This is a genomic window from Pseudomonas aestuarii (assembly GCF_027988105.1).
Lineage (GTDB): Bacteria > Pseudomonadota > Gammaproteobacteria > Pseudomonadales > Pseudomonadaceae > Aquipseudomonas > Aquipseudomonas aestuarii.
Window position 1 is genome coordinate 267,370 of record NZ_JAQJZJ010000003.1, and the last position, 24,730, is coordinate 292,099.

The 24,730-nt window shown below is 64.0% G+C and carries 28 protein-coding genes; 13 read left to right on the top strand and 15 right to left on the bottom strand.

Going from position 1 to position 24,730, the window contains the following annotated elements; genetic code table 11:
- Positions 1 to 48 precede the first annotated feature (48 nt).
- Complete coding sequence (locus PH586_RS08195) at positions 49 to 1,173, top strand: CapA family protein (protein ID WP_271347269.1); 1,125 nt, start codon at positions 49 to 51, stop codon at positions 1,171 to 1,173.
- 9 nt (positions 1,174 to 1,182) lie between these two features.
- On the opposite strand, the gene groL is transcribed toward PH586_RS08195, so the two are convergent.
- Positions 1,183 to 2,799, bottom strand: coding sequence for a chaperonin GroEL (groL, locus tag PH586_RS08200; protein WP_271347270.1), 1,617 nt, complete (start codon positions 2,797 to 2,799; stop codon positions 1,183 to 1,185).
- A 51-nt stretch (positions 2,800 to 2,850) separates the two neighbouring features.
- Positions 2,851 to 4,023: a cyclopropane fatty acyl phospholipid synthase gene (gene cfa, locus PH586_RS08205; protein WP_271347271.1), complete on the bottom strand. Its 1,173-nt coding sequence runs from the start codon at positions 4,021 to 4,023 to the stop codon at positions 2,851 to 2,853.
- Positions 4,024 to 4,305: 282 nt separating this feature from the next.
- On the opposite strand from cfa, the gene fnr reads away from it, so the two are divergent.
- Positions 4,306 to 5,061 (top strand): fumarate/nitrate reduction transcriptional regulator Fnr, encoded by a 756-nt coding sequence (gene fnr / locus PH586_RS08210; protein WP_271347272.1) that lies wholly within the window; start codon positions 4,306 to 4,308, stop codon positions 5,059 to 5,061.
- 8 nt (positions 5,062 to 5,069) lie between these two features.
- Here the strand turns inward: fnr and PH586_RS08215 are convergent, their stop codons facing one another.
- From PH586_RS08215 to PH586_RS08225, 3 genes are all read right to left on the bottom strand, one after another.
- Positions 5,070 to 5,747: a dienelactone hydrolase family protein gene (locus PH586_RS08215; protein WP_271347273.1), complete on the bottom strand. Its 678-nt coding sequence runs from the start codon at positions 5,745 to 5,747 to the stop codon at positions 5,070 to 5,072.
- A gap of 29 nt (positions 5,748 to 5,776) precedes the next feature.
- Positions 5,777 to 6,460: a phosphoribosyltransferase gene (locus tag PH586_RS08220; protein WP_271347274.1), complete on the bottom strand. Its 684-nt coding sequence runs from the start codon at positions 6,458 to 6,460 to the stop codon at positions 5,777 to 5,779.
- A gap of 130 nt (positions 6,461 to 6,590) precedes the next feature.
- Positions 6,591 to 6,809: a hypothetical protein gene (locus PH586_RS08225; protein WP_271347275.1), complete on the bottom strand. Its 219-nt coding sequence runs from the start codon at positions 6,807 to 6,809 to the stop codon at positions 6,591 to 6,593.
- A gap of 299 nt (positions 6,810 to 7,108) precedes the next feature.
- On the opposite strand from PH586_RS08225, the gene PH586_RS08230 reads away from it, so the two are divergent.
- The 9 genes from PH586_RS08230 to PH586_RS08270 all read left to right on the top strand — a co-directional run bounded on the left by PH586_RS08230 (position 7,109) and on the right by PH586_RS08270 (position 12,883).
- Positions 7,109 to 7,642, top strand: coding sequence for an iron transporter (locus tag PH586_RS08230; protein ID WP_271347276.1), 534 nt, complete (start codon positions 7,109 to 7,111; stop codon positions 7,640 to 7,642).
- An 18-nt stretch (positions 7,643 to 7,660) separates the two neighbouring features.
- On the top strand, positions 7,661 to 7,993 hold the full coding sequence (locus PH586_RS08235; protein WP_271347277.1) for a cupredoxin domain-containing protein: 333 nt from the start codon (positions 7,661 to 7,663) through the stop codon (positions 7,991 to 7,993).
- A 24-nt stretch (positions 7,994 to 8,017) separates the two neighbouring features.
- Complete coding sequence (locus PH586_RS08240; RefSeq protein ID WP_271347278.1) at positions 8,018 to 8,872, top strand: FTR1 family iron permease; 855 nt, start codon at positions 8,018 to 8,020, stop codon at positions 8,870 to 8,872.
- Positions 8,860 to 10,233 carry a 4Fe-4S binding protein gene (locus PH586_RS08245; RefSeq protein ID WP_271347279.1) on the top strand — a complete coding sequence of 458 codons (1,374 nt, stop codon included), beginning with the start codon at positions 8,860 to 8,862 and terminating at the stop codon, positions 10,231 to 10,233. Before PH586_RS08240 ends, PH586_RS08245 begins: the two co-directional genes overlap by 13 nt.
- Before the next feature lie 109 nt (positions 10,234 to 10,342).
- Complete coding sequence (locus PH586_RS08250; protein WP_271347280.1) at positions 10,343 to 11,020, top strand: Crp/Fnr family transcriptional regulator; 678 nt, start codon at positions 10,343 to 10,345, stop codon at positions 11,018 to 11,020.
- 79 nt (positions 11,021 to 11,099) lie between these two features.
- Positions 11,100 to 11,537, top strand: coding sequence for a putative zinc-binding protein (locus PH586_RS08255; RefSeq protein ID WP_271347281.1), 438 nt, complete (start codon positions 11,100 to 11,102; stop codon positions 11,535 to 11,537).
- A 192-nt stretch (positions 11,538 to 11,729) separates the two neighbouring features.
- Positions 11,730 to 11,882 (top strand): hypothetical protein, encoded by a 153-nt coding sequence (locus tag PH586_RS08260; protein WP_271347282.1) that lies wholly within the window; start codon positions 11,730 to 11,732, stop codon positions 11,880 to 11,882.
- Between the two features lie 95 nt (positions 11,883 to 11,977).
- Positions 11,978 to 12,661: a Crp/Fnr family transcriptional regulator gene (locus tag PH586_RS08265; protein WP_271347283.1), complete on the top strand. Its 684-nt coding sequence runs from the start codon at positions 11,978 to 11,980 to the stop codon at positions 12,659 to 12,661.
- Positions 12,662 to 12,691: 30 nt separating this feature from the next.
- Positions 12,692 to 12,883, top strand: a complete 192-nt coding sequence (locus PH586_RS08270) for a DnrP protein (RefSeq protein ID WP_271347284.1) — start codon at positions 12,692 to 12,694, stop codon at positions 12,881 to 12,883.
- A gap of 179 nt (positions 12,884 to 13,062) precedes the next feature.
- Here PH586_RS08270 and PH586_RS08275 read toward each other — a convergent pair whose 3' ends face one another.
- The 6 genes from PH586_RS08275 to PH586_RS08300 all read right to left on the bottom strand — a co-directional run bounded on the left by PH586_RS08275 (position 13,063) and on the right by PH586_RS08300 (position 18,806).
- Positions 13,063 to 14,904 carry a nitric oxide reductase activation protein NorD gene (locus tag PH586_RS08275; protein ID WP_271347285.1) on the bottom strand — a complete coding sequence of 614 codons (1,842 nt, stop codon included), beginning with the start codon at positions 14,902 to 14,904 and terminating at the stop codon, positions 13,063 to 13,065.
- 90 nt (positions 14,905 to 14,994) lie between these two features.
- Positions 14,995 to 16,425 carry a cbb3-type cytochrome c oxidase subunit I gene (locus PH586_RS08280; RefSeq protein WP_271347286.1) on the bottom strand — a complete coding sequence of 477 codons (1,431 nt, stop codon included), beginning with the start codon at positions 16,423 to 16,425 and terminating at the stop codon, positions 14,995 to 14,997.
- A gap of 3 nt (positions 16,426 to 16,428) precedes the next feature.
- Entirely contained in the window at positions 16,429 to 16,869 is a 441-nt protein-coding gene (locus PH586_RS08285) for a c-type cytochrome (RefSeq protein WP_271347287.1), read from the bottom strand.
- A gap of 301 nt (positions 16,870 to 17,170) precedes the next feature.
- Positions 17,171 to 17,428 (bottom strand): cytochrome C oxidase subunit IV family protein, encoded by a 258-nt coding sequence (locus PH586_RS08290; protein ID WP_271347288.1) that lies wholly within the window; start codon positions 17,426 to 17,428, stop codon positions 17,171 to 17,173.
- Between the two features lie 27 nt (positions 17,429 to 17,455).
- On the bottom strand, positions 17,456 to 18,043 hold the full coding sequence (locus tag PH586_RS08295) for a cytochrome c oxidase subunit 3 (RefSeq protein WP_271347289.1): 588 nt from the start codon (positions 18,041 to 18,043) through the stop codon (positions 17,456 to 17,458).
- Positions 18,027 to 18,806, bottom strand: a complete 780-nt coding sequence (locus tag PH586_RS08300) for a CbbQ/NirQ/NorQ/GpvN family protein (RefSeq protein WP_271347531.1) — start codon at positions 18,804 to 18,806, stop codon at positions 18,027 to 18,029. Before PH586_RS08300 ends, PH586_RS08295 begins: the two co-directional genes overlap by 17 nt.
- A gap of 421 nt (positions 18,807 to 19,227) precedes the next feature.
- On the opposite strand from PH586_RS08300, the gene PH586_RS08305 reads away from it, so the two are divergent.
- Together PH586_RS08305 and PH586_RS08310 are read left to right on the top strand one after the other, a co-directional pair.
- The gene (locus tag PH586_RS08305) at positions 19,228 to 19,551 is read left to right on the top strand and encodes a c-type cytochrome (RefSeq protein WP_271347290.1); all 324 of its coding nucleotides are present in this window, start codon (positions 19,228 to 19,230) and stop codon (positions 19,549 to 19,551) included.
- Between the two features lie 171 nt (positions 19,552 to 19,722).
- Entirely contained in the window at positions 19,723 to 20,583 is an 861-nt protein-coding gene (locus PH586_RS08310) for a LysR family transcriptional regulator (RefSeq protein ID WP_271347291.1), read from the top strand.
- A 37-nt stretch (positions 20,584 to 20,620) separates the two neighbouring features.
- On the opposite strand, the gene PH586_RS08315 is transcribed toward PH586_RS08310, so the two are convergent.
- The 4 genes from PH586_RS08315 to tatA form a co-directional block, all read right to left on the bottom strand.
- Positions 20,621 to 21,757: an HPP family protein gene (locus PH586_RS08315; RefSeq protein WP_271347292.1), complete on the bottom strand. Its 1,137-nt coding sequence runs from the start codon at positions 21,755 to 21,757 to the stop codon at positions 20,621 to 20,623.
- Positions 21,758 to 22,077: 320 nt separating this feature from the next.
- A complete protein-coding gene (locus PH586_RS08320) occupies positions 22,078 to 22,821 on the bottom strand; it encodes an SDR family NAD(P)-dependent oxidoreductase (protein ID WP_271347293.1) in 744 nt (247 codons plus the stop codon).
- A 143-nt stretch (positions 22,822 to 22,964) separates the two neighbouring features.
- Complete coding sequence (locus PH586_RS08325) at positions 22,965 to 24,155, bottom strand: NnrS family protein (RefSeq protein WP_271347294.1); 1,191 nt, start codon at positions 24,153 to 24,155, stop codon at positions 22,965 to 22,967.
- 375 nt (positions 24,156 to 24,530) lie between these two features.
- A complete protein-coding gene (tatA, locus tag PH586_RS08330) occupies positions 24,531 to 24,710 on the bottom strand; it encodes a twin-arginine translocase TatA/TatE family subunit (RefSeq protein WP_271347295.1) in 180 nt (59 codons plus the stop codon).
- Positions 24,711 to 24,730 lie beyond the last annotated feature (20 nt).

A 24,730-nucleotide genomic window follows, 5' to 3' on the forward strand; every position in this document is an offset into this window, starting at 1 on the left:
GCGGCAGCGGGCTTTAGCGTGCAAGCTATATCGGAACCGGAGGTCCGTATGCCTGGTCATCCTGCTATCGCGCGACTGTTTCTCACGGGCGACCTGATGTGCGCCCGCGGCATCGACCAGATCCTGCCAAACCCCGGCGATCCCCGCCTGTATGAAGCTTACGTCAAGGATGCCGGCGACTATGTGCGACTGGCCGAACGGCGCAACGGCGCGATCGCCCAGCCGGTGGACTTTGCCTATGTCTGGGGCATGGTGCTGGAGGCGCTCAGGCAACGCCGACCGGATGTGCGCCTGGTCAACCTGGAAACTGCGGTGACCTGCGATGGCTGGCCGCAGCCCAAGGGCATCAACTACCGGATGAATCCGGCCAACCTGCCAGTGCTCGAAGTCGCCGGGATCGATTGCTGCGTGCTGGCCAACAACCATGTGCTGGACTGGGGCGAGGCCGGCCTGGCGCAGACCCTGGCCAGCCTCGATGGCCATGGCCTGCGGCATGTCGGCGCCGGCCTGGAGCGTAACAGCGCCCTGGCCCCGGCACTGTTGCCACTGGCCGACGGCGGACGCCTGCTGGTATTTGCCTACGCCACCGGCGACTGCGGGGTGCCGCCGGATTGGGCCGCCAGCGAGCAACGCCCCGGAGTCGCGCGCCTCGACGATCTGTCACCGCGCAGCGTGCAGCGCATCGCCCAGCACATTCGAGGGTTCAGGCAGCCCGGCGATCGGGTGCTGGTGTCGCTGCACTGGGGTGGCAACTGGGGCTTTGCCGTTGCGCCGCAGCAGCAGCGCTTTGCCCATGGGCTGATCGACGAAGCCGGCGTGGACCTGGTGCATGGCCACTCCTCACACCATATCAAGGGCCTGGAAGTTTACCGCCAGCGCCTGATCATCTATGGCTGCGGCGACCTGCTGAATGACTACGAAGGTATCGATGGGCATGCGGCCTACCGCGGCGAGCTGGGCCTGCTGTATTTTGCCGACCTGGCCTACGACGGCCGCCTGCTGGCGCTGGAACTTGTGCCCACCCGCCAGCGCCAGCTGAGTATCCATCGGGCCAAAGGCGCCGATCGCCAATGGTTGCAGGACACCCTGCAACGCGAGTCGGCGCAATTTGCCTGCACGGTTCGCCCCACCAGCGAGAGCAGCTTCGCGCTGGTCTGGCCCGCCGCGCACTGAACCGCCGGTTCAGGTCGGAAATGGCGGTTCCACAGGGCTTTCCTGCTCCGGGATCTCGGTCAGGGTGGCTTCGGTCAACAGCAGCACACTGGCCACGGACACGGCATTTTCCAGGGCCACCCGCACCACCTTGGTCGGGTCGATGATGCCGGCCTGGTACATGTCGACGTAGCTGTTGGTCGCGGCGTCGAAGCCGACATTGGCCTTTTCCGCGAACATCCGCGCCACCACCACGCCAGCATCCACGGCCGAGTTTTCGGCGATGATCCGCGCCGGTGCCTCCAGGGCTCGCCGCAAAATCTGCAGCCCGGTGCGCTCATCGCCCTCGCATTTGCCTTCCTCGTCGACGAGCAACGGCACCGCACGCAATAACGCCAGACCGCCGCCGGGGACTATGCCCTCGGCAATCGCCGCCTTGGTCGCCGCGATGGCATCGTCGAGGGCGTCCTTGCGGGTTTTCATTTCCGCCTCGGTGGGCGCGCCCACGCGGATCACCGCCACTCCGCCAGCGAGTTTGGCCAGGCGTTCCTGGAGTTTCTCCTTGTCGTAATCGCTGCTGGCCATCTCGATCTGCTTGCGAATCTGTTGCAGGCGCCGCTCGATCGCCTCGCGTTCGCCGGCCCCACCGATCACCGTGGTGCTCTCCTTGTCGACCACCAAGCGCCGGGCCCGGCCGAGCTGGCTCAGTTCGACCTGTTCGAGGCGAATTCCCAGTTCGCTGGAAATCACCAGTCCGCCGGTAAGGATGGCAATGTCCTGGAGCATCTCCTTGCGCCGGTCGCCAAACCCCGGCGCCTTGACCGCCACGGCGCGCAGGATGCCGCGGATCTGGTTGACGATCAGGGTCGCCAGCGCCTCGCCTTCGACATCCTCGGCAATAAATGCCAGCGGCCGGCCGCTCTTGGCAATCTGCTCGAGTAGCGGAACCAGGTCCTTGAGCAGGCCAATCTTCTGGTCACAGAGCAACAGGTAGGGATCGTCCAGTTCAACCTGCATCTTGTCGGTGTCGGTGATGAAGTACGGTGAGACATAACCACGGTCGAAACGCATGCCCTCGACCACCTCGACCACGGTCTCGGTGGTTTTCGATTCCTCGACGCTGATCACCCCTTCGCTACCGACCTTCTCCAGGGCATCGGCGACCAGTTCGCCGATGGTGCCTTCGTTATGTGCCGAGATCGTCGCCACCTGGGCCTTTTCCTTGCGCGTGCGCACCGGTTTGGACTGGCTTCGTAGCGAGCCGATCACCACCTGCAGGCCACGATCCAGGCCGCGCTTGATATCGATGGCGCTGGCACCGGCAACCACATTGCGCACGCCATCGGCAAAGATCGCATGGGCCAGCACCGTCGAGGTACTGGTGCCGTCGCCCACCGCCTCGCCGGTGCGCTCGGCGGCCTGGCGCAGCATCTGCACGCCGAGGTTCTCTTCGGGATCCTCCAGATTCACCTGCTTGGCAATGGTCACGCCATCGTTGCAGACCTGCGGCGTGCCCCATTTCTTTTGAATCAGCACCGACTTGGATTTCGGCCCGAGCGTCACCCGGATCGCATCCGCCAATTGGGTCGCCCCCTTCAGCACCTTCTCGCGGGCACTGCCGCGGAACAGAAGTTTTGTATGGGCCATGCAGATACCCTCAGGTTTGAGCTACAGCAGCCGTTGTCGCGCGGCCTTCCTTCAGCGCAGCGAGCGATACCCATCCGCCACGCCGCCCTTGGACAAGACGATCTGCCAAAGCTGGATATTGCGCGCGCGGAAGGCGCCGGCGCAGGTCAACAGGTAATAGCGCCACATGCGGTAGAAGCGCTCGTCATAGTGCGCCGCCAGTTCGGCCCAGTGCCGCTCGAAATTGGCATACCAGGCCATCAGGGTGAGGTCGTAATCGGCGCCAAAATTATGCCAGTCCTCCATCACCCACTCCGGTTCGATGGCCTTGCCGAGCTGCGCGATCGACGGCAGGCCGCCATTGGGAAAGATGTGCCGGTCGATCCAGGCATCGCTGCGCAGCCCGCTCTGGTTGGCGCCGATGCTGTGCAGCAGGAACAGGCCCTTGTCGCGCAGGCAGCGGTGCACGACCTGCATGTAGGTGCGGTAGTTCTTCCAGCCAACGTGCTCGAACATGCCGAGCGAGACGATATGGTCGAAGGTCTCATGCAGATCACGGTAATCCTGCAGGCGGATCTCCACCGGCAGCCCGCTACAGCGCACCCGGGCCAGCTCGGCCTGCTCGCGGGAAATGGTGATGCCGACCACCTCGGCCGCATAGGTGCGCGCGGCGTACTCGGCGAAACTGCCCCAGCCACAACCAATGTCCAGCACCCGGTCGCCAGGTTGCAGGCCAATCTTGCGGCAGACCAGGTCGAGCTTGTTGGTCTGCGCCTGCTCGAGGTCGGCGGCGTTGCGCCAGTAGCCGCAGGTATAGGTCATGCGTGTATCGAGCATGCATTGGTAGAGCTGATTGCCCAGGTCATAGTGATGCTCGCCGACCATATAGGCGCGGGCCTTCGACTGCAGGTTGGCCAGTAAGCCGCGCGTCAGTTGCCAGGCTTCGTGCCAGCTGACGCGGATTTTCGCTTCGAGGTTGACGCGTAACGCCCGGTGGATGAATTCGTCGAGCTGTTCGCACTCCCACCAGCCATCCATATAGGCTTCGCCAAGGCCCAGGCTGCCTTGGGACAGAATGCGCGGGTAGGCACGCGGATCCAGCACGCACATGTCCCATGGCTGGTTGCCATTGAGGACGATGCCGGCGCGGTCCAACAAGTGTTCAACCTTATCCCGGGCCTGAACACACTCAGTCCCTGGCATCGCCATCTCATCCGGGTGCAGTGGCAGCTTGTTCTGGACCATGACTCGTCCTCACGAGGTTCGCTCAGGATCGCTGGAATCACCCTGCCGCCGCGTGCTCGCACTCACCACCGCATGCAGTGCGCCGCCACTGGCAATGAGCCGATAAAACGCTGGCGATCCCGTTAGCGACCTTTGGTCTGATTTCAAATTATTCCGGCCTATGACTCCTCCATTCCTCTAAGATAAGATAGTCAAATACCTGTCAAATATCCCGAATAGATAATTTAGAAAGCCTTAGTTATTGATATAGAACATGTTTTTGCAAGCCAATGGGAGGACCCCATGTACGCTAATGGTCGTCACAGCGCCTTCACCTCATCATTAAAGTTTCAGATGAATTGCCATGACTGCAGCCTCAGCCGACTGTGCCTACCGGGTTGCCTGCAGAACAATGAAGTCGATCTGCTGGAAAACATCATCAAACGCAATCACCCGTTGCACAAAGGCGAGCATCTTTTTCGTGCTGGCGAACCCATGCAGCAAGTCTATGCGTTGCGCTCGGGGGCATTGAAAACCTACCTGCTGGATCCAGACGGGAACGAGCAGATCACCGGCTTCACGCTGCCGGGCGAACTGGTCGGCCTGGATGCCTTTGGCAACAGCAGTTTCCCCAGTTATGCCGTGGCCCTGGAAACATCCCTGGTGTGCACCATCCCGCTTGCCGATCTGGAGGAGTTGGCAGGGCATATCCCCAGCTTGAGAAAGCGGCTGCTGGCTACCCTGAGCCACGAGTTGCAAGAAGAGCAGCAGCATTACAGCCATAACCGGGAAAGCGCCGAGCGGCGCCTGGCCATATTCCTGCTCAACCTCTCGCGTCGCTATAGCCGGCGCAGCCTGTCGGCGACCAGTTTTATCCTGTCGATGAGTCGCAGTGAAATCGGCAATTACCTGGGCCTGACCACCGAGACGGTCAGCCGGCTGTTCAGCCGTTTGCGACGCCAGGGCCTGCTGGAAATCAACGGTCGCGAGTTACGCCTGAAGCACCCAGCGGCGCTGAACCAGCTAGGCAGAATCGAAGTTCGGCAACTCGCAGTCTGACCGCAGACTCAACCGGCGTGACGCCCGTGGTTGGCGCGCAGGTGACGGCAGAACCAGTCCCCGGCCAACAACGCCACCTGCTCCAGTGCGTCCGGCTCTTCGAACAAGTGGGTGGCCCCGGGCACCACCGCCAATTGCTGTTCGCACTGCAATTGTTGACTGACTTCACGGTTCAATCGCAACACCTGTGGATCTTGGCCTCCGACGATTTGCAGGGTGGGCGCTGCCACCTTGGGCAGCGCCGCACCGGCCAGATCGCTGCGCCCACCACGGCAGACTACGGCATGGACGGCCTGCGGCCGCTGCGCCGCCGCGATCAGCGCCGCTGCTGCGCCGGTGCTGGCACCGAACAGACCGATGGGTAACGCACCGAGTTCGGTATTGCCAGCGAGCCAATCGAGCACTCCGGCCAGACGCTGGCTGAGGCGCGGAATATCGAAACGGTACTCGGCGCTCAGCCGATCCACGCGCTCTTCTTGTTCGGTCAGCAAGTCGAACAACAAGGTCGCCAGTCCCAGCTCGTTGAAATAATCCGCGACCTGCCGGTTGCGTGGGCTGAAGCGGCTGCTGCCGCTGCCATGGGCAAACACCACCAGCCCGATTGCGTCATCCGGCAGCAGCAGATCGGCGGCCAGCTCGGCATCGCTAACGGTCAGCGTCAAGGTTCTCGATGCGATGGTTTGCATGACTCAGGCCTCCTCGTAGCAGCAATCGTTCACGCCTGCGCGTCTTGCTCGCGCTGCCAGGCCTGGTGCAACAGCGCCTGGACCTGCTGATCCGACGTTTGGGAAAAATCCACATACCAACGACCGATGGCGATGAACATCTCGGGCGTGAACGGGCAGATGACTTCATCGACCTGCCGCCGCAACAGCGCCACGCTTTCGGGCGGCGCCACCGGTACGGCGACCACCACTCGCGCGGGCGACTGCTGGTGTACCGCCTCGATCGCCGCCTGCATGGTGGCGCCCGTGGCCAGACCATCGTCGACCAGAATCACCTGCTGCCCGTCCAGCACCGGCAGTGGGCGCTCGCCGCGGTAGGCGCGGTCGCGGCGCTGCAACTCCAGGCGCTCCAGCGCGGCCACGGCGTCGACAGTGGCGTCATCGATTTGCAGCGACGCCAGCACATCGCGGTTCAGCACCCGCACGCCACCACTGGCGATGGCCCCCATGGCTAGCTCTGCGTGGCCCGGCACGCCGAGTTTGCGCACCAACATCAGGTCGAGACGCACCTGCAGTGCGTCGGCGATCTCGTAGGCCACCGGCACGCCACCCCGCGGCAGGGCCAGCACAATCACCTCAGGTCGCTGGCGATAAGCCGTCAACAACCGCGCCAATGCCTGGCCCGCGCTAGTTCTGTCGCGGATGGGGATTTCCAGAACATCGTTTCGAGTCATGAGCATGCTCCCGCAGGCGAACCTGACTTAAACATGCGCCGGTCTTTGTGCAGAGTCTTTGATCTCGATTAGGCATTCACCCGATAGCAGGCGCTGCAGGTGATACGCCCGCGCAGCGATGGATCGCGGCTCAAGTCTGCAGGTGGCTGTCGAGCAGCTCGCCGAGGGCCTGGTTGATCGCCGCCGAATTGAGCGCCAGCAACTGCAGTTGCGCTTGCACGCCCTGCGCCACTTCGGTCGAGCCGCGCTGCTCGATCCACCTGGCCAGCTGCCAGACGGCCTCTCCCAGCGCGACCTGGTTCTGATGCAGGCGAGCCAGGGCTGCGGTCGTGAGTTGTTGGTGGTGCATATCCAGTTCCTGCGTTGAGGGCAGCCCATCCAGGCGTGGCCCCAAGCTGCGCTGGCGACCTGCGCCAGGCGCCTGCCGGGGACGCTGAATCTGCGGCGATGGGCCGGCCGGTTTGACAGGCTGTCAGGTTCCAGCAACTGCCAGCCAATCGCCATACCTCTTCATTGGTAGTGCGCATAACGCTGACCTGGCTCAATTATTCCGCCACCAGAACTGAATCTTGATGCAAATCAGTATTGTTTAGCCTGCGATTCCCTAAGCTAGGTCGCAACCAAGCCAACGCTCAAAGGAAACCGTCGATGCGCGCACAACTGCCCTTTTCACTCGCCCTGCTGCTGGTCGCCACGTTCGCCCAGGCCAAGGAATACCCGATCGGCGAACCCCAGCACTGCGGCGGCCTGGAGGTGGGTGCCGTGTACCTGCAGCCGATCGAGATGGATCCGCCGGGCATGATGCGCCCCGCCGCCGACTCCGACGTGCACCTGGAAGCGGATATCCGCGCCCTGGAAAACAACCCCAACGGTTTCCAGGAAGGCAGCTTCGTGCCCTACCTCAAGGTCGCCTTCGAGTTGCGCAAGCAGGGCAGCGACGAGTCGCTCAAGGGCGACTTCCACGCCATGGTCGCCAACGATGGGCCGCACTATGGCGACAACCTCAAGCTGTCCGGCCCGGGCAAGTACCAGCTGACCCTGAGCATCTTGCCCCCGGCCGCTGGCCACGCCATGTTCGGCCGTCACACCGACAAGGAAACCGGCGTCGCCCCCTGGTTCGAGCGCTGCGAACTGCACTACCCGTTCACCTATGCCGGCATCGGCAAGAAAGGCGGTTATTGAGTCAATCTGGAGAATCCGATGCCTCGTTCCTTGCTCGTCCTGCTGGGAGTCGCCCTTGGGCTGCCCCTGTCTGCCGTCGCCGCCAGCTTGCCGACCTATCGGCTGGAGATGCGCGACGGTCACTTCACCCCAGCCAACCTGGAAGTGCCCGCCGGCCGACGCTTCAAGATCGTGCTGCACAACCAGGGCCAGGGCCCGGCTGAGTTCGAGAGCACGCCGCTGCGGGTGGAGAAAGTGATGTCGCCCGGGGTCGAGTCGTTCGTGGTGATCCATCCGCTCAGACCCGGCCGCTATGCGTTCTTCGACGAGTTCCACCGCGACTTAGCCGAAGGCGCCATCGTCGCCCAATAACGCTGCTGCAGCGGGAGTATTGCAATGAATCAGTCGCTGTTCATCGTCTGGCGGGAAAGTATCGAGGCCCTGCTGGTCATCGGTATCCTGCAGGCCTGGATCAGCCAGCAGAGCGAACGCCGCCGCGCCATGCTCTTGTTGTGGGGCGGCGTGGCGCTCGGCCTGCTGCTGTCTGCGGCGCTGGCGCTGACCATCCTGTTCGCCGGCGAGTGGTTGGCCGGTGCCGCCGGCGAGTGGTTCCAGGCGGGCCTGGTGCTGCTGGCCAGCGCGCTGATCCTGCAGATGGTCGGCTGGATGCGCCGGCATGGCCGCAGCCTCAAGCAGAACCTGCAACAGGCGGCCGATAGCCATCTGCAGCGCAACGGCGGCCTCGGCCTGCTGCTCCTGGCCATGCTCGCGGTCGGCCGCGAAGGCAGCGAGACCGTGGTGTTTCTCTACGGCCTGGGCCTGCCCAAGCACGGCGCCGAACTCTGGCAGTTCGCCCTCGGCGGTGTGCTCGGCCTGGGCCTGGCCGTGCTGACCTTCATGGTCCTGCAAGCCGGTAGCCGGCTGTTTTCCTGGCGGCACTTCTTTGCCTTCAGCGAGACCGTACTGCTGCTGCTCGGCGCCGCCCTGCTGGTCGCTGGCCTCGACCGCATCAGCGGCCAGTTGATGGCCCTGGAACTGCCCGAGCAGGTCTACGGCTGGTTCGGCGACGCGCTCTGGGACAGCTCCGCCGGCCTGGATGACGCCTCGGGGCTGGGGGCGGTGCTGGCCAACTTTGCCGGTTATCGCGCCATGCCTTCCCTGGCCACGGTCGCCGCCCTGGCCGGCTACTGGCTGCTGGTCGCGTTCTGGTTGCGGCGCACCTCGCCCGCCGTGTCGCCATGCGTCGACTGAACAGCCTGCTGGCCGCCCTGGGTGACGGCCTGCGCCGTCATGCGCGGCTGATTCGCGGCCTGCAATGGGCGGTCGTGGCGTTCTATGGCGGGTTGCTGGTACTGCCGGCGCTGCTGCCGTTGCCATCCAGCCAGGCGCGCATGCTCGACAACCTGACGCTGCTGGCGCAGTTCATATTCTGGGGCGTCTGGTGGCCGTTTGTACTGCTGTCGATCGTGCTGTTCGGCCGGCTCTGGTGCGGGGTGTTCTGCCCCGAAGGCGCGCTCAGCGAGTGGATCAGCTGGCGCGGCCTGGGACGTGGCACGCCGCGCTGGATCCGCTGGGGCGGCTGGCCGACCCTGGCGTTCATCCTTACCACCATTTATGGCCAGCTGATCAGCGTCTACGACTATGCCCAGGCGGCGTTGCTGATCCTCGGCGGCTCGACCCTGGCGGCGATGCTGGTGGGCTTTCTCTATGGCCGCGGCAAGCGCATCTGGTGCCGCTACCTGTGCCCGGTCAGCGGCGTGTTCGGCCTGCTCGCGCGCCTGGCGCCGCTGCACTACAAGGTCGACGAACAACGCTGGCTGGACAACCCACCACCGCGCCAGCCACCACCCAACTGCGCACCGCTGCTGGATATCCGCCGCATGCAGGGCGCTGCCGACTGCCACGCCTGCGGCCGCTGCAGCGGCCAACGCGGCGCGGTGCAGCTGAGCACGCGTTCGCCGAATGCGGAAATCCTCATCGTCGGCAGCCAAACTCGCAGCCATTGGGACGCCCGCCTGCTGCTGTTCGGCGTGATCGGCCTGGCCATGGGCGCCTTCCAATGGACGCTCAGCCCCTGGTTCGTCAGCCTCAAACAGGCGACCGCCACCTGGCTGGTCGAGCGCGACAGCTACTGGCTGCTGCAAGCCGATGCGCCCTGGTGGCTGCTGACCCATTACCCGCAGGCCAACGACCTGTTCAGCTGGCTCGATGGCCTGCTGATCCTGTTCTACCTGTCGGCCAGCGCGTTGCTGCTCGGTGGCGGCCTGTGGCTGCTGCTGCGGGCCGCGGCCTTGCTGGTGTCGCGCAGCGGCAATGCCTTCGAACAGCTGGCGCTGAGCCTGATTCCGCTCGGTGCCGGCGGGCTGTTTCTCGGCCTCAGCGCCACCACCGTCAAGCTGCTGCGCTACGAGGGCCTGGTCCTGGCCTGGGCGCAACCGGCGCGCGCCAGCCTGCTCGGCGGAGCGATTGCCTGGAGCCTGTGGCTGGGCTGGCAGGTGCTCGGCCGGCATGGCGCCCATGGGCTGAAGCGGCTCGCGGCGTTCGGCTGCCTGCTGCTGGGCTCGGCCTGGATCGGTTATGGCTGGTGGTTGCAGTTCTGGGGATGGCATTGAGCCTTGCGCGCTCCTCGCTCCCAGACTTGTTTGAAATCAAGGAAGCCCGGGCTGCCGACCTTCTAGCATGCAATTCCGAGCAATCCCGAGCCGCATTGTGGGAGAGACCATGCTGACTGAACCATCATTTGTCGCACAGTTGCGCCGTCATCACCTGTTCAGCCGACTGCCCGAGGCGGCGCTGCAGGAGGTGTGCGCCTCGGCCAACCTCAAACGCATTGCCGCAGGCGCCTCGTTGTTCCACCAGGGCGACAAGGCCGAGCGTTTCTATTTCATCTTCAGCGGCCAGGTGAAGCTGCACCGGGTGGTTTGCGACGGTCAGGAGAAACTGGTGGAAATCATCCGCGCCGACGAATCCTTTGCCGAGGCGCTGCTGTTTACCGGCGTGCCGCAGTACCCGGTCAGCGCCACCGCCCTGAAGACCTGCCAGGTGGCCAGCCTGCACGGCGCACAATACCGGCGCCTGCTGGAAGAACACCCGAGCATCTGCCTGGATATTCTCGCCACCCTGAGCGTTCGCCTGCACCAGCGCCTGAACGAGATCGACACCCTGACCCTGGCCAACGCCTGCCACCGGGTCAGGCGCTTTCTGGCCCAGGCCCACGCCGAAGGCAACGGGGTGATCATGCTAGATGTGCCCAAACGCCTGATCGCCTCGAAGCTGGGCATCCAGCCGGAAACCTTCTCGCGCATCCTCCATCGGCTGATCGACTCGGGCGTGATTGCCGTGCAGCGCCGGCGCATCGAGATCATCGATCTAGCAGGGCTGAGCAACTACGACGACTAGCAGAATTGACTGTGATCATCGTCAGCCGCTGCACGGCCGTCACACTGGACGGCCTCTAGACGGTTGAAGGGTGTGCAGCATGTCCAAGACAACCCAGCCCCTGGTCTACTCCTGCTCCGGCTGTTCCAACGTGGCGCAACTGGCGAATACCCTTGCCGTGCGCCTGGATCGTGCCGGTCTGGCGGAAATGTCCTGCATTGCCGGGGTCGGCGGGCATGTCCCGGCCCTGGTGAACAAGGCCCGCTCGGGGCGGCCGATCCTGGCCATCGACGGCTGCCCGCTGCATTGCGTCAGCGCCTGCCTGGCCCAGCATGGTATCGGCGCCGACGTGCACATCACCCTCAGCAGTTCGGGCCTGCGCAAACGCTATCGGCAAGATTGCAGCACGGCCGAGGCCGACGCGCTGTTTGAGGACATGCAACGCATCATCGCCCGCCTGGGTCAGGGACAAGCCGACCCTGGCTGCGCTATGCAATCGCCGCTGACTCCAGGTACCGGCGCACCAGGCTTGGAGTGAGTGACGTGGACTGACTGCAGGGTTAAAAAGACCCTTGTGGTATTTATTACCCTACAGACGCCCAGTCTTTTTCACCATAACCACTCAATAAAGCCTTTAAATTCAATCGATTGAAGATGGCATGCGGTTTGCTCACGGATAACCATCGATAACCGTGATTCGAGTTGAATGACCGCCATGCAAGGAGTCTCCATGAAAAAAGTTCTGCAACCGCTCGCCTGGTACCTGGTCCTGGCCTCGGTATTGGCCATGGCCAGCGGCGTTGCCTTGAGTGTCGCCACCGACATGGCGCTGACCGCCAGCGGCGTTGAGTGGCAGCAGCCCGCCATCCGGGCCGCCTGCTAGAACCAGGTTCACCACGCAAGACCGAGTCGTCAGCCCGTCACGCACAGGGCCCGACTCCAGGCCGATCTTCATGCCCAACAATCAGGATGTCTTCCATGGTGCTTCATCGCGTTCATCACCAGATTCTCCGCAGTCACCATTTGTTCGAGCCGTTGAACGAAGAGCAGATGGATGAACTGATGAGCACCAGTCAACTGCTCAGCATCGACAAGGGCGAGCCCTTGTTCCGCCAGGGCGAGCCGGCCCATTCGTTCTATTTCGTCATCGCCGGCGCGGTGAAGATCTACCGCCTGACCCCGGATGGGCAGGAGAAGGTGTTCGAGGTCATCGGCAATCGGCAGACCTTCGCCGAAGCCATGATGCTGATGGACACGCCCAACTATGTCGCCTCGGCCGAGGCGGTCTGCCCGACGCAGCTCTACCGCATCGCCAACAGCACCTATATGCGCCTGCTGCAGAGCAACAGCCGGCTGACCTTCGCACTGCTCGGCAAGCTCTGCGTGCGCCTGCACCAGCGGGTCAACGAGATCGAGACGCTGTCGCTGAAAAACGCCACCCACCGCGTGGTGCGCTACCTGATCACTCAGCTCGCCCGCCAGCCGGACGCGGGCAACAGTTTCGAACTGCCGATGGCCAAGCAGTTGATTGCCGGGCACCTGTCGATCCAGCCGGAGACCTTCTCGCGGATCATGCGCCGCCTGATCGACGAGGAAATCATCACCCAGGAAGGCCGCCAGATCAGCATCATCGATCGCCTGCGTCTGGAGCAGTTCGAGTGAATTGCCGGTCTTCGCGTCTGAGCGCTCGCCATGTCTAAATGCCTGTATTGCCAACGCGACAACCCACCCGGGAAAGCCGAGTGCCGCCACTGCGGCATGCCCCTGCCGGCACTGGCCGACTCCGCCGGCGAACGACGGCAGCGGCGCTTTCTGTGGTTCTGCATCGGCCTGGCGGTGTTCTGCGCGGTGATGGTGGTCTGGCTGCCGCGAAGTATTGCCTGACGACCCCTACGTTTCTCTACCTATTGCTGCGCCTGATTGTTGGGTTACCCGGCGGTTGGTTGCGGCAGCGTCCGTTTAATCGCGAGCGCCGCTAACCCAACCTAGGGAGAGCCGACCCAACCTGCGGTTGCGCGCAGCTCGAACCAACTGCAGATAATCGCGGCCTTGGCCGCGATTGTTTATGCCTGGGTCAGCTGCCGGTACAGCTGCGGCAGGCGCAGCGGCAATTGCTGCGGCTGGCGGATCTGGGTGTAGCCATTGGCGCCGAACATGTACGGCAGGTAATCGCCGGCTTCGCTGTCGATGGTGATGCAGAACGGCAACAGGCCCTGGCGCCGCGCCTCCAGTACCGCTTCGCGGGTGTCCTCGACGCCATAGCGGCCCTCGTAGAGATCCAGGTCGTTGGGTTTGCCATCGGTCACCAACAGCAGCAGCTTGCGCCGCTGCTTGCAGGCGCCGAGCAGCACGGTGGCCTGGCGGATGGCCGCGCCCATACGGGTGTAATAGCCGGGCTTGAGCGCCTGAATGCGCCCGCGGGTGTTGTCGTCGTAGCGCTGCTTGAACGACTTGAGCTCCTGCATGCGCACCTGCTGGCGGCGCAACGAGGAGAACCCATAAAGGGCGAAATCGTCGCCCAGGGCGGCCAGGGTTTCACCGAACAGCAGCAGACTGTCGCTGATCACCTCGATCACCCGGTGCTCATCGTCCAGGTGGGCGTCGGTGGACATGGACACATCCGCCAGCAGCAGGCAGGCCAGGTCGCGGCGCGTGTGGCGCTGCTCCATGAACAGGCCGCGCTCGGCGCACTGACCGTGCTGACGCTCGACGTGAAAATCCAGCCAGGCCTGCATATCCAGCTCCGAGCCCTGGGGTTGCTGACGCAGCCACTGGCGATCGTTGCGCAGGTGCTCGAACTGGCGACGCAGGCGCTTGGCCAGCGGTGCCAGACGCAAGGGCAGCGGCTGTGGCTCGCTGCCGCGCGGCACCATCATCTGCAGGTTGACGAAATCCTCGCGCAGGCTCTGCTGGCGATAGTCCCACTCCGGCAACTTGATGCCCTCGCCCAGCGGGATGTCGTCGACGTCCGCCGGCGGCAGATCGAGGTGCAACTTGAGCCCGCCGCCCTTGCGCAGGCGCTGCTTGGACAGGGCCAGTTCGTCGAGATCCTCGGCGACCCGCGCGGCGTCCAGGTCTTCGCTGTCATCAGTGCAGCGATCCAGTTCGACATGCTCGGACCAGCTGAACAGGTTTTCCAGGCGAAAGATCAACAGACCGCCCTTGCTGCTGCTCTCCTCGACCCGCTTGGCGCGCTTGGGCCCGACCTTCTGCTCGCCCGGCGGGGTCAGCAGGTTGCCCTCGTTTTCCTCGCCCAGCTCACAGGCCTGGGGTTCGCCGAGGTTTTCCGCCGGGTACAGCCACAGCGGCAACGGCCAAGGGGCCAGTTCGCTACGCGGAAAATGCTCGACGCTGCCCGGTTGGCGCAGGGCCTGACAGAGCGCCAGTTCCAGCGCCGCCTCGCCCTTGCCCAGCTGCTTGGGATCGGGGCGCAATTGCAGATGAGCCTCGACCAGGCGCTGGTAGCGTGGGCGCAGGGCCGGGTAGGCCTGCAACAACTGCTGGGTCCAGCGCTGGTTGTCGCGCGCCCAGTGGCGCATCTCCCCCGCTTGCGCGGCGAGCAGCGCCAGCCAGCGATACAGATCCTGATTCAGGGTAACTTCTGGGTACACCGCCAGGCTCGGCGGCAGGCGCAGGTTACTGGCATCGCACCAGGCCACCGGCATTTGCTTGCAGGTGCCGGCCACCTGTTGCAGCAGGTTACGCCGCAGCACCAGGTCGCGCGCGCTGGCGGCCTCCACTCCGACGCCACTGGCGCCGCCCATGGCGCGGAACAGCAACGCCAGGGGCCGCTGCATACTGGCCAGTTCGACCCGCGCCTCGGGAAAATCCGGGCTGGCACGTCGGGTGATGAAGCGGTGCCAGACACTGCCCACCCACTCTTCCAGTTCAACGGTAAAAGCCATCTGCTTCACCTCACTCGCGGTGCTCCGTAGAGCCACATGCAAAACGGCCCGCTGTACCAGCCGGGCCGAGAGTTAGTTAGCGCTTGGGCCTCAGGCCGAAACGGCTAAGGCGGCTTCGTCGCGGGCCGTGGCCCGGCCACGCTGCTTGAAGCTGTACAGGTAGCAGAGCAAGCCGACCAGGAAGAACAGCCCGGCCACCAGGCGCAGCCAGAAGAACACGGCCAACTGGTCGACGGTACTCATGAACGACAGCGCAGTGCCATCCGTCGGCCAGCGCTGCAGCATCACCTGCACCACACCTGCGGCGGTGAGACACAGGGTGATAGCCACCATCGACAGGGTCATCAACCAGAAGCCCCAGATCTCTATGGTCTGCGAGCGCTCATCCGGCGCTTCGCCGAGGCCACGCAAACGCGGCATGGCGTAGCTGATCAGGGTCATCACGATCATCGCGTAGGCACCGTAGAAGGCCAGGTGGCCATGCGCCGCGGTCAGCTGTGAGCCGTGGGTGTAGAAGTTCACCGGGGCCAGGGTATGCAGGAAGCCCCACACGCCAGCGCCGAAGAAGGCCGTCACGGTCGTGCCCTTGGCCCACAGGGTGGCCGCCCGGTTCGGGTGCTGGCGACGCCGCTTGCCGACCATGGTGAAGGCGAACAACACCATGGCGAAGAACGGTATTGGCTCCATGGCCGAGAATATCGAACCGACCCACAGCCAGACCGCCGGCGCCCCTATCCAGAAGAAGTGGTGACCGGTGCCGAGGATCCCGGTGATCAGGGCCATGGCGATGATCACATACAGCCACTTCTCGACCACTTCACGGTCCACCCCGGTGACCTTGATCAGGACGAAGGCGAGCATTGCCCCCATGATCAATTCCCACACGCCTTCGACCCACAGGTGCACCACGAACCACCAGTAGTACTTGTCGCGCGCCAGGTTTTCCGGGTTGTAGAAGGAGAACAGGAAGAACACCGCCAGACCGATCAGGCCGGTCATCATGACCATGCTGATGGTGGTCTTGCGCCCCTTGAGCAGGGTCATGCCAATGTTGTAGAGGAAGCCCAGGGCGACCACCACGATGCCCATCTTGGTGATGGTCGGCTGTTCGAGGAACTCCCGGCCCATGGTCGGCAGCAACTCATTGCCGGTCATCTTGGCCAGCCCGGCGTAAGGCACGAACAGGTAGCCGAGAATGGTCAGCACGCCGGCGGCGGCGAATACCCAGAACAGGATGATCGCCAGTTTCGGACTGTGCAGTTCGCGGTCGGCCTCCTCGGGTATCAGGTAATAGGCCGCGCCCATGAAGCCGAACAGCAGCCAGACGATCAGCAGGTTGGTGTGGACCATCCGCGCCACGTTGAAGGGAATCAGCGGGAACAGGAAGTCGCCGACCACGTACTGCAGGCCCATGATCAGACCGAACAGGATCTGCCCGAGGAACAGCATCAAGGCGAACACGAAGTACGGCTTGGCCACGGCTTGCGATTGAAATTTGAGATGCGGATTCATTATGGTCATCTCTCAGCCCTCCTTGTTTGGCGGCCAGTTGTTGGTATCGATCTTCGAAGTCCACTTGAGGAACTCCGCCATATCGTCCACTTCCCGCTCGCTCAAATTGAATTGCGGCATGGCTCTGCGCCCTGGAACGCCCAGGGGCTGCGCCTTCATCCAGGCATGCAGGAACGGCTTGAAGGCCGTCTCGCCGCCCCGGCGATCGAACACATTGCCCAGCTCCGGCGCGAAGTAGGCGCCCTCGCCCAGCAAGCTGTGGCAGCCGATGCAGTTGTTGTTTTCCCAGACCGCTTTGCCGCGCACCACCGACTCGTTCATCTCCGAGGCGTTGCTGCGTTCTGGAAAGGTCTGCTCGGTGTGGTAGGTCAGGGCCAGGAATACCAGGAAGAAGAACACGCTCCCCCCAAAGTAGATATTCCTGGCCATGCTCTTGGTGAAGGTCTCTGACATGGTCGCTTCCTCTTTACTTGGCGAATCCATTCTAGAAAGCCTGCTAACGAAACCTGCTTGATCGCAATCAAGAAAGCCGGAAAGCCCGATGGTTTTACTCGGATATGGTCAGGGGGAGAAAAACAGCGCAGAGCAAGCGTGGCCGACTCGGCAACCACAGCAGGCGCAGGACTAAACCCTAGGGCGTACTCGCGAAGCCGTACGCCGCTGCTGAGCGTCACGGTGGCTGGCTTTCGGCAGCAACGCGGGACTGTTCGCTGCGCTCCCGAGTCCACCCTTCGCCCGTTGTCTTGCCAGCGGATTACCCCCTGAGCGCCAGGCTCAGCAGCACCCCCGCCACCAGCGCCAGCGGCCAGCCCAGCAGCAGCCAGCGCCACATACGCGGGGCGTGACGCAACTCCATGAAGCCGTCGGCAATCAGCCAGGCCTTGCCCAGGGCGGCGAGCAACACGGCGCCGGTCATGAGCAGGGTCGCCCCGGTATTGCCCAGTTGCACGCTGGTCACGGACAGCGCGGCCAGCCCCAGCCAGCAGAGAATCAGGGTGTTTGAAGCAGACATGGCGACCTCGTCGATGCAGCGCGCTGCTCAGTTCAAGATATAAACCAGCGGAAACAACAGCACCCAGACCAGATCGACCATGTGCCAATACAGCACGCCGGACTCCATCACGCTGCAGTTGTCCGGGCCATAGGCGCGGCGCCGACAGCGCTCGGCCAGCCAGCCGAGGATCAGCAAGCCGAGCAGCACATGGACGAAATGAAAGCCGGTGAGCATCCAGTACAGGGTGAAGAAGGTGTTGTGCTCAATGCCCAGCCCCGCCCCAGCCAGATGGCTGTACTCGCCGAGCTTCAACAGCACATAGACGCTGGCCGACAGCAGCGCCGCGAGTAGCAACCAGGCCGCGCGCGATGCGCGCGCCTGGCGCACCTGCTCCAGGGCCAGCGCGGCGAACAGCCCGGAGGTGAGCAGGCTCAGGGTCAGCGCCAGGCCGGTGGAGCTGTCGAGCAACTGGCGACTGGCGTGAAACAGCTGCGGCTGCAAGGCCTGGGCCACGGCGAAGGTGAGGATCAGCAGGGCAAAGACCGTCAGCTCGGCGAGGATGAAGAACCACATCGCCAGGTCGCCCGGCAGACGCCGGGCCGGGCTGGCGAAGGCTTCAAGCGAAGTGGACATCGACCACGTCCATCAGCGCGGCGACGGTCTGCGGATCGTCCGACAGCGGCTCGGCCAGACAGGCCAGACAGGCCTCCCGCGGACTCATGCCGGAGCCGATCATGCGTGCGGCGAAGATCAGCAGACGGGTAGAAGCCACCTCCTCCAGATCATGCTGCTCCAGTCGACGCAGGGCCTGGCCGAGCTTGACCACCTGGGCGGCCAGCTCCGCACCGACCCGCGCCTCGTTGGCGACGATGCGCTCTTCCTCGGCCACCGGCGGATAACCGAAGCGCAAGGCGACGAAACGCTGGCGGGTACTCGGTTTCATGCCCTTGAGCAGGTTCTGGTAGCCGGGGTTGTAGGACACCACCAGCATGAAACCAGGCGGCGCGCGCAACACTTCACCGGTGCGCTCCAGGTACAGCTCGCGGCGGTCATCGGCCAGCGGGTGCAGCACCACCGCGGTGTCCTGGCGCGCTTCGACCACCTCGTCGAGGTAGCAGATGCCGCCCTCGCGCACGGCGCGGGTCAACGGGCCATCCTGCCACCAGGTGCCTTGGGCGCCGATCAGGTGGCGGCCGACCAGGTCGGCGGCACTCAGGTCGTCATGACAGGCCACGGTGTACAACGGCAGGCGCAGACGGTGCGCCATGTACTGAACGAAACGGGTTTTGCCGCAACCGGTCGGTCCCTTGATCAGCACCGGCATGCCGTGTTGCCAGGCCTGCTCGAACAGCACTTGCTCATTGCCCAGCGGTTGGTAGAACGGCGCATCCAGCACGGCATCCGTTTCGACGAGTTTCACAGGCGCATTCACAGTCAGTACCTCACCGCGGTGATTAATCATGCCTGCACGCTACCCGCGACCCGCCGTTGCCCTCAAGGCACACGCGAGCATCTCTTGATTGTGGTCAAGTCCATTGGCAATCAGCCTGGTTATGCTGGCGCCACGGTAGAATCAATTGAGCGTGGCGTTTGCCAATTCACCCTGCAATCATGCAACTGCTACTGTCGGCACTGCTCGACGAACCAAGTCCGGGCATTAGCGGTCCATACCCAGGTACAACCTGCGATGGCAGCGTAAGGCAGAGTGCGAAGCGAGTGAGCCAGGCTGTGCCCACAATCAAGACGCACAACAATGACTGCACCCATTCCTGGTGGGGCCTATGCCCTGCTTCAATAGCCTTGAGGAAGTATTCATCATGAAGAGAATCCTGGTCCCATTGTTCGCCCTGGGCGCTGCACTGAGCTTGCAACCGGCCTTCGCCGCCGACACCGCAGCCGCCGAGGCGTTGTTCAAGAGCAAGCCCTGCGCGGCCTGCCATAACGTCGACATGAAGCTGGTCGGCCCGGCATTGAAGGACGTAGCCGCCAAGTACGCCGGCACCGACGGCGCCGTCGAGCTGCTGGCCGACCGAATCAAGAACGGCACCCAGGGCACCTGGGGCCCGATGCCGATGCCGGCCAACCCGGTTACCGACGAAGAAGCGAAGATCCTCGCCGAATGGGTGCTGAGCCTCAAGTAACCTGCTGAAGCACGCCATCGCGTATTCGCCAGGCCCAGCGTTTTGGGCGGAAATCGATGGCGTGCTGCATCTTCTCGACCTTGCGCGCACCGCAGCCATGCACCCGCTGGATCTGCGCCAGATGAAATACAATGCGGCTTCACATCAATATTATTGAAGCGAAGCAGCGCAATGGACATCGACCTCGCCCGCACCTTCCTCGACATCATGCGCAGCGGCAGTTTCATCGCCACCGCAGAGCGCCTGCATATCACTCAGACAGCGGTGACGGCGCGAATCCACAACCTGGAAAACCAACTCAGCTGCCGGCTGTTCGTGCGCAACCGTGGCGGGGCCCGGCTGACCCCGGACGGCGAGCGTTTCGTCACCTATGCCTCCCACCTGGTGCAGACCTGGGAAGCGGCACGGCGGGATCTGCCCTTGCCACGCGGCTCTGCCGAGCTGCTGACCCTGGGCGCGGAGATGAGCCTGTGCAACCCGCTGATGCTGGCCTGGGTGCAGCGCCTGCACCAGGTGATGCCGGCGCACGCGGTGCGTAGCGTGGTGAGCAGTGGCGACCAGCTCCAGCAACAACTCGACCTCGGCGTGCTCGACGCAGCATTGGTGCACCAGCCGGAGTATTGGCCGAACCTGCAGGTCGAGCAATTGCTCGAGGAAAAGTTGATCCAGGTGGTCCAGACCCATCACCCCGAGCCCTACATGTACGTCGACTGGGGCCCGACGTTTCGCCAGCTGCACGACAATGCCCTGCCGGAACACAGCCGTACCACCCTCTCGTTCGATCTCGGTCCCCTGGCTCTGCAGTACCTGCTGGCGTGTGGCGGGCGCGGTTACTTCCGCACCCGCGTGGTGCAGCGCTATCTCGATGAAGGCATCCTCAAGCGCGTGGAACTGGCGCCGGAGTTCTCCTACCCGATCTATCTGGTTTATCCCCGGGCGGCCGACAATCCGGCCCTGCGCAGTGCCTTGCAACTGGTGCGCGAGCTGGCCCTGGACGACTTCGACTGGTCACGCGGGGCTTACGAGATTTGAAGCGCCCTGGCTGGCGCGCCAGCTCGCCGGCAACGACTCAATCCGGCAGCTGCTTGAGCCAGTTGCGGTAGAGCGCCGCGATCAGATCGGTCTGGGTGATCATGCCCACCAGCCGCTCGTGCTCATCCACCACCGGCAGGCAGTGCAGGCCCTGGTCGCTGAGCAGGAATACCAGCTCGACCATGTGCGTCTCCTGTTTCACGGCAACCACGGGCGCACTCATGATCGAGCGCAGCTTGGTTCCGCGCAGGTACTTCAGGCGGCCGAAATTGACCCGCGCCTGGCTGGGCTGAAACTGTTTGAGCAGATCGACCAGGGTGACGATGCCGATCAGCTTGCCACTGCCCTGCTCCACGACCGGCAACGACCGCAGGCGGTGTTCGCGCAGGGTCTGCCACGCCTGTTCAATAAAGCTGTCCGGCGCCGCCGAATAGAGATCGCGCGACATGATATCGGCCGCACTGATCTCGCCCATGCTGCGGCGCAAGGCATGCTTCTCGGTTTGCTTGATCAGCCGTGCGAGATCGTCTCGGGTGACGTCGACATATTCACCGAACTCCGCGAGGGCCCTATCCATGTCGGCGCGGCTGAAGCTCAGGCGCTCGCCCGGCAATGGGTCGCGCGTGTGGTGACGGTTCTCCCCGGTTCGACGCGGTTTCGGGTAGGCATGGCCGGTCAGGTTGTTGTAGAGCAAGGCTACGGCCAGCAGCAACAGCGAGCTGAGTGCCACCGGATAGAGCACGGCATAGCCCAAGTCGTCCCCCAGACCACCACTGGCGGCCACCACCGCCAATGCACAACTCGGTGGGTGCAGGCAGCGCAAGGCAAATAGGCAGAAGAGCGAAAGACTGGCGGCCAGCACGGTTGCAGTCACACTGTCCAACGCACTCAAGCCCAGGCTGATGCCGATCAGGGCGGCGCACATATTGCCCGCCAGGACCGGCCATGGCTGAGCGAACGGACTGGACGACGCGCCGAACAGCAATACCGCGGAGGCCGCAACAGGCGCAGCGATATGCAAGGTGATAGGCGCACCGAACAGGTAGACACCGAGCGAAACGCACAGCGACATGCCGAAAGCGATACCGATGGCGACGCGCAGCCATTCCTGGGCGCGGGTATTGAGCGGTGCGGGGGCGAAAGACCTGAACCAGTCGAGCAGCTGTTCTTGCATTATTCCTGCTTGGCATCGGGGAGTGGCGGGAGCGAATCCTACGCAGGCCAAAAAAACCAGTAACGGACAAGGCTGCAGCCATGGCTTGCCGACGATCGAAGCAAGCAGGCTGGACCCAGGGTTCCGAATTGTGGCGCGCGCAAACACGAGCGCCTGCGAGCAGACGCAGCCGCCGGTTGGCGCAATAGAAGATGGCGCGTAGGCATGAGTGCCTACGCATTGTGAGGGGGACGTTAAGTTATCTCTAATGAATGTTATTGCTTATATAAATCAATATTAATGCTTTAAAAGTGCAGCCTAGGCAGGACTGCGCAGCCGTTTCAGCTCAAGCTGTAGCCATTATCGACCACCCAGTCCTGGCCGTAGACGCCGCGGGCACCGGCCGACAGCTGGAACAGGATCACGTTGGCCACAGCCGCCGCGTCGAGAAAGTGCCCCGGCAGCAGGCGCTGGGTGACGCTGTCAGCGACCTCATCCAACTGCTCCTCACTCAATCCCAGGCTGCCCCAGATAGCGGTTGCCGTGGGTCCGGGCGAGACCAGATTGATGCGCACACCGACCGGGGCAAACTCCACCGCGAGGGTACGCGCCTGGGCGCTAAGCGCCGCCTTGCTGGCGATATAGGCGGCCAGACCGGGAAAGGTCGAACGGGTGAGGAAACTGCTGATGAACACCACCGAACTGGGGCTGGCCAGGCTGTCACGCAACGCTGCCAGGGTATTCAGGGCGCCGGCACCGTTGACCGCCCACTGCCGATCGAATGCCCCCAGGTCGAGACTCTCGGCCAGTTCTGCGATACCCGCGTTGGGCACCAGATAATCCACCTGGCCCAGTTGCGCCGCGCGCAGGCCGAGGCTGGCCAAATCCTCGCTCGAGGTGACGTCGCCAGCATGCCAGACCAGACGTTCGGGATGACTCGCCTGCAGGTCCTGCAAGCCGCCCAGGCTGCGCGACATGGCCAGCACCCTGGCGCCGCGTTGCAGCAACGCCGCGCATAATGCCAGGCCGATACCTGAACTGGCTCCGGTGACTACGGCCAGACGATCCTGGAATTCGCTTCTCATCAGCTTCTCCGATGCTCGGCAGTACCGAGCGGCAAGGCCACCCATGCGCAGGCACAGGCAACCGGCTATCAATGGATTGGTCAGCGCGGCACACGCGGCGCTGCATGATCAAAAGGTCGGCGCAATACCTTGCCAGCCTTGATTCAGCCCGGGTGACCATCCACCCGTGGCTTGACCAGCATCGGCACATAGCGCCAGGCATAAATGGCCAGGGCCAGTGACCAGCCGGTTACCGCCAGCCACAAGCCTTCCAGTGGCCACAGCGGGTAGACGAAGACCCGCGCCACGCCTCCAAGATTCAACAGCATCAGGGCCCAGGCCATGCCTGCCGGCAGTTGCAGCGGCCGCCCGGTATGGCCCAGGGTGACGCGGGCGATCATGGCCAGGATCAGCCCGCTCATGGCGCCGATGGTCAGGCCATGCAGGGCCGGGCTGAAGCTGGCCAGCAGGCCGGCATGCCATAGCGCCAGACCGAGGGTCGCTACCACCAGCCAGAGCATCGCCAGGTGCAGCGACCAGAGCAGCGGCACACCCCAGATGCCCCGGTCGTACCAACGCGCCAGACGCAGCAGATGACCTGTGGCAACCGCCAGGAACAGCGGCGCCAGCAGCGGCTGCGCTTGCAGGCCCACTCCGGCGGCATAGAGCGCGGCGATCAGCGCGGTGCCGGCCAACAGGGCGATATCCAGCCAGGCCCAGGGCTTGACCGCATTGAGCCGGCCCAGGCCGCGCTGGGTGAAGAACGGAATCACTCGACCGCCGATCAGCCCCATCAGTGCCGCTATCAACCACAGGCCGGCCAGTACGCCACGGCGTTGCAGATCGTCGTCGCCCAGGGCCAGGCCACTCAGGAGCAAAGCGTCGGCGCCGGCCAGCAGGCTCAACACCAACACGATTGGATAGTTGCGCTGCTGCCGTGCTGCCCAGAGCAGGCGCGCCATCACCCCGGCCAGCGCCAGCAGGAAGCCCAGGTCCAGCGGGATCAGCGCCGCCAGGGGCAAACCAAACAGCCAGCCCAGGCGCGCGGCCAGCCAGACCCCGGCTAGCACCATCAGCGGTCGTCCGGACAACCCCGGCCGGCCGGTCCAGGTCTGCACCGCGGTGAGCAGGAAGCCGGCGACTATCGCCGTGGCGAAACCGAACAGCATTTCGTGGCGGTGCCAGGCGAGCCAGCCACCGCTCGGCTGCCAGTCCCCCAACTGGCCGGACCAGGCCAGCACCCACAGCGGGATCGCGACCAGCGCATAGAGGCTGGCGCAGAGGAAGAACGGGCGAAAGGCTAGGCGCCAGATGGGCGGGATACTCAAGGCTTTACCCCGGTCGATGACATTCACTGCAGACCTCCTGATAAACTCGAACATCCCCACGCGGGGGCAACCGGCGGCGCTCGATTGCGCAGCGGATGTTGTCTTTCTACAGGTAAGGGGGCGGTACGCGACTTGACCGCAATCAGCTTTCCCGCACGGACGACGGTGAAGCGATCGCCGGACTGCCGCTAGAGCGGCGTGGTCTCAATGGTCGATCCAGCCCAATGGCTCGCCGCCCCTGGGGCAACAGGTCCCGCAGGAGCGCCCTGGACGCAAACAAACACCAGCCCCGGGCGCCGAGCATGCCGCCCGCACCGGCCGCTGAAGTGCGGGCCCAGGCTTCGGCATCTGGCCGACAGCGCTGCCACTCGGGCAAGCCACAGCCCGGCGGCGCGACCGGGCCTACTTCGCTGGCGGCTTGCTGGCGTCCGCAGGGCTGGCCGGCTCGTCGTCGCCAAGCGACTTGCGAAACCCCCCGATTGCCCCGCCCAGGTCCGCGCCCAGGCTGCGCAGGCGCTTGCTGCCGAACAGCATGACCACGATCAACAGCATGATCAGAAGTTGCCAGATGCTGATACCCATTTGGATCTCCTCTTTACGGA